Genomic DNA, 11,986 nt, shown 5'->3' with positions numbered 1-11,986 from the left:
GAGCTGAGTGCGTACATGACCACCCAACGATCCGCCACCTCAACGGAAACCATCGTCGAAGCGCTCCGGGCCTCGGTCACCGAGGCCGAACGGCTGCGCCAGCACAACGAGGAACTCCTCGCCGCCCAGCGCGAGCCGATCGCCATCGTCGGCATGGCCTGCCGCTTCCCCGGCGGCGTTGCCACCCCCGAGGACCTGTGGCAACTCGTCGTGGACGGCGCCGACGCGCTGTCCCCGCTGCCCACCGACCGTGGCTGGGACCTGGCCGCGCTGACCGACCCCGAGCTGTCCACGCACGGCACGAGCTACGTCAGCGACGGCGGCTTCGTCCACGACGCCACCGAGTTCGACGCGGCGTTCTTCGGCATCTCGCCCCGCGAGGCGCTGGCCATGGACCCGCAGCAGCGACTGCTCCTGGAGACCGCCTGGGAGACCCTGGAGCGGTCCGGCATCAGGCCCGAGACCCTGCGCGGCAGCAAGACCGGCGTCTACGTCGGCGCCGGCGCCCCCGCCTACGGCACCGACCTGGACGAACTCCCCGAGGACGTACAGGGCTACACCCTCACCGGCACCGCCACCAGCGTCGTCTCGGGCCGCGTCGCCTACACCCTGGGCCTTGAGGGCCCCGCCGTCACCGTGGACACCGCCTGCTCGTCCTCGCTGGTCGCCCTGCACCTGGCGGCACAGGCGCTGCGCCGGGGCGAGTGCACCCTGGCCCTCGCGGGCGGCGCGACGATCATGTCGAGCCCCGGCGTGTTCCAGGAGTTCAGCCGGCAGCGCGGGCTCGCCCCCGACGGCCGCTGCAAGGCGTTCGCGGCCAGCGCCGACGGCACCGGCTGGTCCGAGGGCGTCGGCGTGCTGCTCGTGGAGCGCCTGTCGGACGCCGTACGCAACGGACACCAGGTCCTGGCCGTCCTGCGCGGCTCCGCCGTCAACCAGGACGGCGCCAGCAACGGCCTCACCGCCCCCAACGGCCCGTCCCAGCGCCGCGTCATCCGCCAGGCCCTGGACGACGCCCGGCTCGGCGTGCACGAGGTGGACGCCGTCGAGGCGCACGGCACCGGCACCCGGCTCGGCGACCCCATCGAGGCGGAGGCGCTGCTCGCCACGTACGGCAGGCGCACCCCGGAGCAGACGCCGCACCCGCTGTGGCTCGGCTCCATCAAGTCCAACCTCGGCCACGCGCAGGCGGCGGCCGGTATCGGCGGCGTCATCAAGATGGTGATGGCCCTGCGCGGCGGCCTGCTGCCCAAGACGCTGCACGTGGACGAGCCGTCGCCGCACATCGACTGGTCCGCCGGCGCCGTCGAACTCCTCACCGAGGCCCGCCCCTGGCCCGAGACGGGGCGCCCGCGCCGGGCCGCCGTCTCCTCGTTCGGCATGAGCGGCACCAACGCCCACCTCATCCTGGAACAGGCCCCGGAGCCGGCACCACGGAGCACGGGGCACGGGGCGGCGGCCACGGGGCACGGAGCACGGGGCACGGAGCCGGCCGAGCGGGGCACGGAGCACGGGGCGGCGGGCCTCGCCGGGGCGCTGCCCTGGCTCCTGTCCGCGAAGAGCCCCGCCGCGCTGCGCGACCAGGCCACCCGGCTGCTCGACCACGCGCGCCGCAACCCGACCCAGACCGCCGCCGACCTCGCCCTCTCCCTCGCCACCACCCGCACCGCCCACCCGCACCGCGCGGCGCTCGTCGGCGCCGACCGGGACAACCTGCTGCACCACCTCACCCTCCTCGCCGAGGGCGCCGAGTCACCCCACCTCATCCGCGGCACCGCCGACGGCACGGCCCGCCCCGTCTTCGTCTTCCCGGGGCAGGGTGCCCAGTGGGTGGGTATGGCGCGGGAGTTGATGGCCTCGGCTCCGGTGTTCGCGGAGTCGATGGCGCGGTGCGGTGAGGCCCTTGCGCCGTTCATCGACTGGGACTTCGCGGCCGAGGTGGATGGTTCGCTGGAGCGGGTGGATGTGGTCCAGCCCGTCTCGTGGGCGGTGATGGTCTCCCTCGCCGAGTTGTGGCGTTCGTACGGGGTGGAGCCGGCCGCTGTGGTGGGTCACTCGCAGGGTGAGATCGCTGCGGCCGTCGTCGCGGGCGCGCTGTCGTACGAGGACGGGGCGCGGGTCGTGGCGCTGCGCTCGAAGGTGATCGGCCAGCGGCTCGCGGGCGAGGGCGGCATGGTCTCGCTCGGCCTGCCGCGCTCCGATGCGGAGGAGCGGATCGCCCCGTACGGTGCGCGGATCACGGTCGCGGCGGTGAACGGCGCGGCTTCTACGGTCGTCGCCGGTGAGCCCGCCGCCCTCGATGAGTTGATCGCTGGTTGTGAGGCGGACGAGGTGCGGGCCAAGCGCATCCCCGTGGACTACGCCTCGCATACCCCGCAGGTCGAGTCGATCCGGGACGAGCTGTTGCGTGTCCTGGACGGCGTGGCGCCGCGCACCGCCGACATCCCGCTGTACTCCACCGTCGAGGCGGAGCCGGTGGACACCGCCGGGCTCGACGCGGCGTACTGGGTGCGCAACCTGCGGCAGGAGGTGCGGTTCGGGCCGGCCGTGGAGCGGTTGATCGCGGACGGCTTCGGCTTCTTCGTGGAGTGCGCGGCGCACCCCGTGCTGTCGATGAGCATTCAGGAGACGGCGGGCGCGGACGCGCCGGTGACCACCGTCGGGTCGCTGCGGCGCGACGACGGCGGAGCGCGGCGGTTCCTGACCTCGCTGGCCGAGGCGCACGTGGCCGGGGCGCGGATCGACTGGGCGCCGCAGTTCCCCGGGGCCCGCACCGTCGACCTGCCGACGTACGCCTTCCAGCGCGAGCGGTACTGGCTGGAGGCGCCGCCCGCCGACCACGGGGCCCAGCGTCCCGGCGGCGCGGCGGCAAGCGGCGCCGACGAGCGGTTCTGGTCCGCCGTCGAGAACGCCGACCTCGACGGGCTCGCCGCCGAACTCGGCGTCTCCGGCGAACCCCTCAAGGCGCTGGTGCCCGCCCTGGCCGACTGGCGGCGTGGCCAGCGCGAGCAGGACACCATCGACTCCTGGCGGTACGTGACCAGTTGGCGCCCGGTCACCCACCCGGCCGGCGCGCTGACCGGCACCTGGCTGCTGGTCGTGCCCGCCGCCCACGCGAGCGACCCGTGGGCCGACGCCGCCACCGCCGCCCTCACCGAGCGCGGCGCCGGCCTCGTACGCCTCGACGTCGACCCCGACACCGACGGCGCTGACCGGGCCGCCCTGGCCGCCGTGGTGCGCCGGGCCGCCGACGGCGCGGGCGAGCTGGCCGGCGTGCTGTCGCTGCTGCCGTTGGACGAGTCGGCGCACGCCCGTTACCCCGCCACCCCGCGCGGCTTCGCCGCCACGCAGACGCTGCTCCAGGCGCTCGGCGACGCTGCCATCACGGCGCCGCTGTGGTGCGCGACCCGTGGCGCCGTGTCCACCGGTCCCTCCGACCCGCTCACCAGCCCGCTCCAGGCCCAGGTCTGGGGCCTGGGCCGGGTCGCGGCCGAGGAGGTGCCCGAGCGTTGGGGCGGCCTCGTCGACCTGCCCCAGGCGGCGGACCGGCGCTCCCGTGGCCGGCTCGCCGACGTGCTCGCCGGGCTCGACGGCGAGGACCAGGTGGCCGTGCGCCCCGCCGGCGTCTTCGCCAACCGCCTGGTGCGCGCCCCGTGGAACGAGCCGGCGCGGGACCCCGCCTGGGCGCCCCGCGGCACCGTGCTGATCACCGGCGGCACCGGTGCGCTCGGCGGCCACGTCGCCCGCTGGCTGGCCCACAACGGGGCCGAGCACCTGCTGCTCGTCAGCCGCCGCGGGCCCGCCGCCCCCGGCGCGGACGCCCTCGCGGGCGAACTCCGCGCCGCGGGCGCCGAGGTGACCGTCGCCGCGTGCGACATCACCGACCGCGCCGAACTGGCCGCGCTGCTCGCCGCCATCCCCGCCGACCGCCCGCTGGGCGCCGTCGTACACACCGCCGCCGTCCTGGACGACGCGGTGCTCGACTCGCTCACCCTCGACCAGCTCGACCGGGTGCTGCGGGTCAAGGTGCGCGGCGCGGAGAACCTGCACGAGCTGACCCGGGACGCGGACCTGTCGGCGTTCGTGCTGTTCTCGTCGTTCGCCGGCACGTTCGGCGTGCCGGGGCAGGGCAACTACGCGCCCGGCAACGCCTACCTCGACGCCCTGGCCCGGCACCGCCGCGCCCAGGGCCGCCCCGCCACCGCCATCGCCTGGGGCCACTGGGCCGGCGGCGGCATCGCCTCCGGCGAGGCCGAGGCGCAGTTGCGCCGCCGGGGCGGTTCCGAGATCGAGCCGGACCTTGCGCTGCGCGCGCTGCGCCAGGTCCTCGACCACGACGAGACGTGCGTGGCGATGGCCCTCATCGAATGGGAGGAGATCGCCGAGCGCGGTGGCGGCTTCGACGCCCGCCCCCGCCCCCAGTTGCGCGACCTCGCCGACCTCAGGGAACTGCTGAGCGCCGCCAAGTCCGGTCCCGCCACCGGCCCCGCGCACGGCGCGGCGGCCGACGGCGAGCGCGGCGCGTTCGCCCAGACACTGGCCGCCGCCCCCGCCTCCGACCGCGACCGGGTCGCGCTCGACCTCGTACGCGGCCACGTCGCCGCCGTCCTCGGGCACGCCAGCCCGGACGGCGTCGAGCCCGGCAAACCGTTCCGCGACCTCGGCTTCGACTCGCTGACCTCGGTGGAGCTGCGTAACCGCATCGGCACCGCCACCGGGCTCACGCTGCCCGCCACCGTCGTCTTCGACCACCCGACCCCCACCGCGCTCGCCCGCGAGCTACGCGAACAACTCGTCGGCCACCTCACCGACGCCCCCGACCCCACCGAGCCGGCAACGGCGCTCCAGAAACGCACCGTTGAGGAGGTCGCCGCACCGGACGACGACCCGATCGTCATCGTCGGCATGGCCTGCCGGGCGCCCGGGGGAGTGGAGACCCCCGAGCAGCTCTGGCAGTTGCTCGCCGACGAGCGCGACGCCGTCGGCCCGCTGCCCACCGACCGTGGTTGGGACGTGGCGGCCCTGGAGGGCGCCGGCGTGGACGTGCCCGGCATGCGGTACGTGCGCGAGGGCGGCTTCCTCGCCGAAGCGGCCTCGTTCGACGCGGAGTTCTTCGGCATCAGCGAGCCGGAGGCCATCGCCATGGACCCGCAGCACCGGCTGCTCCTGGAGATGTCCTGGGAGGCGTTCGAGCGCGCCGGGCTTTCCCCGCACACGCTGCGCGGCAGCCGGGTCGGCGTGTTCGCCGGCACCTTCTCGCAGGGCTACTGGACCGGCCTGCAACAGGTGCCCGACGAGGCGCGCTCCTTCCTCAGCGGCGGCATCTCGCCCGCCGTCGCCACCGGCCGCATCGCCTACACCTTCGGCTTCGAGGGCCCCGTCCTGACCGTCGACACCGGCTGCTCGTCCTCCTCGGTCGCGCTGCACCTGGCCGCCCAGGCGGTACGCCAGGGCGAGTGCGTCATGGCCCTGGCCGGCGGCGCCTCGGTGCTGGCCAACCCCGCCGTCTCGCCCGACATGGGCGTCGGCGCGGCCCCCGACGGCCGCTGCAAGTCCTTCTCGGCCGCCGCCGACGGCACCGGCTGGGGCGAGGGCGCGGGCATGCTGCTCGTCGAGAAGCTGTCCACGGCCCGGGCCAGCGGCCACCGGGTGCTCGCCGTCATCCGTGGCTCCGCCGTCAACCACAACGGCGTCAGCAACGGCCTCGGCGCGCCCAACGGCTCCTCCCAGCAGCGCGTCATCCGCCAGGCCCTGGCGGACGCCGGGCTCACCGCCCACCAGGTGGACGCCGTCGAGGGCCACGGCACCGGCACGCCGCTCGGCGACCCGATCGAGGCCCAGGCATTGCTGACCACCTACGGCGAGGGCCGCGACCCGGAGCAGCCGCTGTGGCTGGGCTCGTACAAGTCCAACACCGGCCACCCGCAGGCCGCATCCGGCGTGCTCGGCCTGATCAAGACCGTGCTGGCCATGCGGCACGGCGTGCTGCCCAGGTCGCTGCACTCGGAGGAGCCGTCGCCGCACATCGACCAGTCGTCGGGCACGGTGCGGCTGCTGACCGAGACGGTGCCGTGGCCGGAGACGGGGCGCCCGCGCCGCGCCGGCGTCTCCTCGTTCGGCGCCAGCGGCACCAAGGTGCACATCATCGTGGAGGAACCCCCGGCTGAACCTGTCGAATTCGTCGAACCCGTCGTACCCGCCACCGCGTCCCAGCCGGCCGCCTCGGCCCCCGGCGTGCTGGCCTTCCCGCTCTCCGCCCGCTCCGCGCCCGCCCTGCGGGCCCAGGCCGAGCGGCTGCGGGCCCACCTCGCCGACGAACCCGAGCTGACGCCCACGGACGTCGGCTGGTCGCTGGCCGCGTCCCGCGCCGTCTTCGAGCACCGCGCCGTGGTCCTCGCCGACGACCGGCCGGGCCTGCTGGCCGGCCTCGCGCGGCTGGTGGCCGACGGCACGCCGCGGGACGGTTCCGGCACCGTCATCCGGGGCGTCGCGGCGGCCACCGAGAGCACCGCCGTGTTCGGCTTCCCCGCCCTGCCGCCCGGCACGGGCGCCGGCCTGCCCGGCGTACGCGAGCTGTACGACGCCTACCCGGCCTTCGCCGACGCCCTCGACGCCGTCTGCGCCCACCTGGACACCCGGCTTGAGCACGCGGCGCGGGACTGGGCGCTGCGCACTGACACCAGCGCGTGGCCGCCCTCGCCCACCACGGCGCACGCGGCCTCCTTCGCCGTCGGCTGCGCGCTGTTCACGCTGCTCCAGGGCTGGGGCGTGCCGCCGGCCTCGGTCATCGGGGCGGGCCCGGGCGCCCTGGCCGCCGCGTACGCCGCCGAGGTGCTGCGTTCCGAGGACGCGGTCGAACTCCTGCTTGCCCTGGCCCGTACCGACGACGCCCCGGACGCCAGCGAGGCCGGTACCGCCGCCACCGACGACACGGCCGCGCTCCGCGCCACGCTGGACGGCCTGGAGCTGCGCTCGCCCACCATCCCGCTGCTGTCCGCCACCACCGGCGAGCCGGTCGCCCCGGACGTGCTCCGCACCCCGGAGCACTGGGAGCGCAACTGGGCCGCCAAGGAGTTGGCCGCGCCCTCCCGCCCGGCCGGCGGCTCGCTCCTGCTCGGCCCCGCGCCCGACGGCCTGGCCGCCGGCTGGACGACGGGCGCCACAGGCGTCGCGGACGGCGTGTGGCCGGCCAGCGCCCTGGACGCGACCGGCAGCCGGGCCGGGCTGCTGTCCGCGCTGGCCCACCTGCACGCCGCCGGGGTGCCGGTGGACTGGCGACAGTCCTACGCGGGGCTCGGCGGGCGCCTGGTGGAGTTGCCCACCTACCCGTTCCAGCGCGGCAGTTACTGGCTCCGCCTGCCCGTCGAGGCCCTGGTGGCCGGCGCCGCGTCCGCCTAGCCGCCGCCCCCCACACCCCTCACACCCACCCACGAAAGGACAAGGGAGCGCCCATGGCCACGACCACGACCATGACCACGACGACGACCACCACACCGAACGCGCTGCTGCGCGGCGGCCCCGTGCACCTGGCGGACGAGGCCCGCACCCGGCACGTCGACGAACGGCAGTCGCACCTGAAGCTCTCCATGGGCAACTGCTACGAGCACTTCCGCGCCACCCAGGAGACCGTCTCGCAGCACGGAGCGGTGCTGCGCGTCTTCGACTGGGAGGGCCGCACCTACGTCGCGGAGTGATCCCCGCGCTCCGCACGGTGCGGTAACACGGGGCGGGCTCGCGAGCGCGGGCCCGCCCCGCCCGCGTCAGCGGTAGCCGGCGAGCCCGTCGGCCAACTCCTCCGCGTCACCGTCCTGGTGCGCGGCCAGGGCCTGTTGCAGGGCGAACGTGCCCCGGATCGCGTCGATACGGGCGTCCCACTCCGGCCGCGTCCAGCCGCCGTACGCGCGTACCCGCCCCGCGAACTCCGGCCCGTAGCTGGCGTCGATGGCCGCGAGGTCCTCGGCCGGGTCGCCGATGACGACCTCGTCCCAGTCCACCACGCCGCTCAGCCGGGGCAGCCCGTCATCGGCGCGGGTCCACAGCACGTTCTCGGCCCCCAGGTCGCCGTGCACCACCGCGTCGGCGCGGTGCGGCAGGCCGTCGAGCGCGGCCAGTTCCCGCTCCGCCCGGCGCCGTCCCGCCTCCGACATGAGGCCGTACAACTCCGCGCGCCCCCGCTCCGCGAACCGCCGCCACCGGTCCTCCTCGGCCGCCGGCACCGCCGCGCGCACCGCCGCGTCCGCGCCGGCCTCGGCCAGCCTGGTCAGCAGCGCCGCGTACTGCTCCGCCACGGCGTCGGCCACGGCCCGCGCCACCCCCGGCCCCACCACCTCAGCCGCGTCCAACGGCGCCCCGGGCACCCGGCTCAGCACCAGGAACCCCGGCCCGTCGGGGCCCGGCTCGCCCGCGAGCAGCGGCACGGGCGTACGGAAGCCGAGGTCGAGCCCGGCCAACGTGCCCAGCACGGCCGCCCGCTCGGGTAGCCGGGCCGCCGCCGCGTCGCTGCGCGGCAGGCACACGACGCGCTCCGCGCCGACCACCACCCGGTGGAACTGCCCCTCGTGGACGACGAGGTCGCCCGGCTCGTCGGCGGGCAGCAACCGTCCCAACAGGCGACGGTGCGCGGCAAGAACATCCATCAGGCTGCATCCTCACGTGCGGTACGGGTGCGCCGGCGCTGCCCGCACACGCCCCCGGGCGGCCGGCCCGCCGCCATCGTTCCGTACCCCCGCGCTCCCCGCGCGCGGATTACGCCGCCGCCCGCCGTCGCCCGCCAGCCCCGCCGCCCGCGCCCGCGCCCCGCCCGCCGCTCCGTACCGATGGGCGGGGCGCACCCGTCACCTCCCGACCGGGGCCCGCTCGCCCCCGGACCCGCCGGGGCCACCGTCACCGCCGCCACCAGAGGCGACCGCCGCGGCGTCCTCCTTCCGACGCCCCGGGCGCCACCAGGCCGCGTCGCCCAGCAACCCCATCACGGCTGGCACCAGCACCATCCGGATCAGCGTCGCGTCGATGACGACGGCGGTGGCCAGGCCAATGCCGATGATCTTGATGAGGGTCTCCGGCACCGAGACGAAGCTCAGGAACACGCAGGCCATGATGATGGCGGCGGCCGTGATCACGCCCGCCGTGGAGGAGAGGCCGGCGATGACGGCGCGGCGCGGGTCGCCCGTCTTCTCGTACGACTCGCGGATGGCCGAGAGCAGGAACACCTCGTAGTCCATCGACAGGCCGAACAACACGGCGAACAGCAGCATCGGCACCGCCGACATGATCGGCACGGTCTTGTCCACGCCGACCAGGTCCAGGCCCCAACCCCACTGGAACATCGCGGTGATGACGCCGAAGGACACCCCGATGGACAGCAGCGTCATCACGGCCGCCTTGAGCGCGACCACCGGCGCCCGGAACATGCCGACCAGCAGCAGCGTGCCGGCGCCCACCACCGCGAGCACCACCCACGGCAGTCGCTCGCCGACCACGTCGGCCATGTCGATCTGAAGCGCCGTGGAGCCGCCCACCAGCGCCCGGCCCCCGGAGTCGGCCAGCGCCTCCGGGGCGAGGTCGTCGCGGATGCGGTGGACGAGGTCGCTGACCTCCTTGTCCTGCGGCGCGTGCCGGGGGACCACGGTCACCAGCGAGGCCGCCCCGTCGTCGCTGCGCTCGGGCTCCGTCACCCGCGCGACCTCGGGGTCCCGCTTCAGCTCGGCGGCCAGCGCCTCGGCGCCGCCCCGCTCGGCGTCGGTGACGGTGATGACCAGCGGCGCGTTCCACCCGGGCCCGAAGTTGTCGGCGATGTGGTCGTACGCCTGCCGCTGGGTCAGGTCGGGCGGCTGGATGCCGTCGTCCGGGTTGCCGAGCCGCAGCGACAGCAGGGGAGCGGTGAGCGCGATGAGCACGGCCGTGGCGCCGCAGGCGTACACCAGTCGGTGCCGGTGCACGTGGTCGCCCCAGCGCGCGGCGCGCGAGTCGGTCGGCGGCGCGGCGACCCCGTGCGCGTCGAGCGTGAGGTCCGCGCCCCCGCCCTGCCCCTCGGACCCGCCGTCGCCGTCGGCGGTAGCGGCGCCCGCCGTCTTGCCGCGTCCCCGCCCCGTACGCCGCAACTTCGGCAGCGGCAGCGCGTTGACCCGGTGCCCGAGCAGGCCGAGCAGCGCGGGCAGCAGGGTCAGCGCGGCGACCATCATCACGCCGACCGTGATCGCGCCCGCGATGCCCATGGCACCGACGAACGGGATGCCGGCGAAGCTCAGCCCGAGGATGGCCACGACCACGGTGCCGCCCGCGAAGACGACGGCGTGCCCCGCGACGGCCGAGGCGTGCCCGGCCGCGTCGGCGGGCGCGTCGCCCGCGGCGAGCTGGGCCCGGAACCGGCTCAGGATGAACAGCGCGTAGTCGATGCCCGCGCCGAGCCCCAGCATCACGGCGATGATCGGCGCCGAGGTCGGGATGTCGATGACGGCGCCGACCAGCAGTACGAGCGCCGTGCCGGCCACGATGCCGATGGCGGCGACGACGAGCGGCAGGCCGGCCGCGACCAGCGAGCCGAAGGCGATGATGAGCACGATCAACGCGGCGCCGACGCCGACGAGTTCGGCCGCGCTGGTGGTGGGCTCGGTGCCCAGGTCGATGACCATGCCGCGGAACTCGACGTCGAGCCCGGCCGCCCGGGCCCCCTCGGCGGCCTCGTCAAGCCGCTCGTAGTGCGACTTGTCCAGGTCGCCCAGTTCCTGGTCGTAGCTGACGGTCGTGGTGGCGGCCCTGCCGTTCGGGCTCGGCAGCGGCTGGTCCACCTTGCTGACGTCGGGCTGCTTCTCGATGTCGGCCAGCATCCGCCGCACGGCGGCGGAGCGCTCGGGATCGTCCAGCGTGCCGTCCGGCGCCCGCCACACGATCTGCGAGTCCACGGCGCCGAAGGCGGGGAAGTGGTCCCGCGCGGTGTCCGTGGCCTCCTGCGACTCCACGCCCGGCACCCGGAAGTCGTTCACGAAGGTGCCGCCCGCCGCCTGCCCGACGACGAGCAGGGCGACCGCCGCGACCAACCAGGCACCGATCGTGCGCCAGGGGCGGACAGCACACATTCGACCAAGGGAATGTAGTAAGCGCTCCATGTTTTGATAAAAGCTCAGTCAGAGAAAAACTGCAAGGCATGCAAAAATGCATGTGCTGCCGAAAGTTGGGTAGGCTGTGCGCATGATCGAGACGACGGCTGTCCCGCCGGAGCCCATGGGGCTCCGCGAGCGCAAGAAGCTGCGCACGCGGCGCGCGCTGATAGAGGCGGCCGTGCGCCTGGTGGCGGAACAGGGGTACGAGGAGACGACGGTGGCCCAGATCGCCGCGTCGGCCGACGTCTCGACCCGCACCTTTTTCAGCTACTTCCCCGGCAAGGACGACGTCCTCTTCGCCGACAGCCAGCAGCGCGTCGACGCCCTGGTGCGCGCGGTCGCCGACCGCCGCCCCCAAGAGACCGTTGCCCACCTGCTGCTGCGCGCCCTGGAGGGCTCCGTCGTCTCACCCGACGCCGCGGCCGACCTCACCGGCGAGGTGCCCTCGCTGCGCGTACGGCTCATCCTCTCGTCCCCCGCGCTCCAGGCCCGCGCGCTGCACTGGCTCTTCGAGGCCCAACGCCAGCTCACCGGCGCCCTGTTGGAGGCGTACGGCGACGAGCTGACCGAGCCGGAGGCGGCGGCAGCGGTGGGCGCCCTCGTCGGTGCCCTGGTGAACACGGCCCTGATCTGCCTGGCCCGCGACGCCTCCGCCGACGAACTCCGCCTCGCCCTCAGCCGCGCCGCTCGGGTGGCCATCGCCGGCCTCGCCAGCGTGGGCCCCAGGCCGGGCACGGGTGCGGGCGCGGGTACGGGCACGGACGCGCCCGCCCGCGAGGAGGCGGACGAGACCTGACCACCGCGCCGGCCACCTTCCCCCCGGGGCGGCCGGCGCCGGTCGCCCGCCGTGGCGACCGCACCGACAGGGCGGGGCCCCAAGAGCTTCC

General features: G+C 75.5%; 5 protein-coding genes. 3 read left to right on the top strand and 2 right to left on the bottom strand.

From position 1 onward, the window contains the following. The first annotated feature begins 15 nt into the window (after positions 1-15). Both AC3CHW_RS09460 and AC3CHW_RS09455 read left to right on the top strand, forming a co-directional pair. Positions 16-7,398: a type I polyketide synthase gene (locus AC3CHW_RS09460; RefSeq protein ID WP_488470153.1), complete on the top strand. Its 7,383-nt coding sequence runs from the start codon at positions 16-18 to the stop codon at positions 7,396-7,398. A 53-nt stretch (positions 7,399-7,451) separates the two neighbouring features. Beyond that, positions 7,452-7,694, top strand: a complete 243-nt coding sequence (locus AC3CHW_RS09455) for a DUF5988 family protein (protein WP_254393902.1) — start codon at positions 7,452-7,454, stop codon at positions 7,692-7,694. A 66-nt stretch (positions 7,695-7,760) separates the two neighbouring features. On the opposite strand, the gene AC3CHW_RS09450 is transcribed toward AC3CHW_RS09455, so the two are convergent. Continuing rightward, a complete protein-coding gene (locus AC3CHW_RS09450) occupies positions 7,761-8,636 on the bottom strand; it encodes a phosphotransferase family protein (protein ID WP_488470152.1) in 876 nt (291 codons plus the stop codon). 198 nt (positions 8,637-8,834) lie between these two features. Then, positions 8,835-11,075, bottom strand: a complete 2,241-nt coding sequence (locus AC3CHW_RS09445) for an MMPL family transporter (RefSeq protein WP_488470151.1) — start codon at positions 11,073-11,075, stop codon at positions 8,835-8,837. Positions 11,076-11,187: 112 nt separating this feature from the next. Here AC3CHW_RS09445 and AC3CHW_RS09440 point away from each other — a divergent pair, with 112 nt between their 5' ends. Then, positions 11,188-11,895, top strand: coding sequence for a TetR family transcriptional regulator (locus tag AC3CHW_RS09440; RefSeq protein WP_488470150.1), 708 nt, complete (start codon positions 11,188-11,190; stop codon positions 11,893-11,895). The last annotated feature ends 91 nt before the right edge of the window (positions 11,896-11,986 follow it).

The organism is Streptomyces sp. MGP-BFMKR1, from assembly GCF_057766585.1.
Note: the sequence above shows the minus strand (reverse complement) of the source record. Positions and strands in the feature narration are given on the sequence as shown.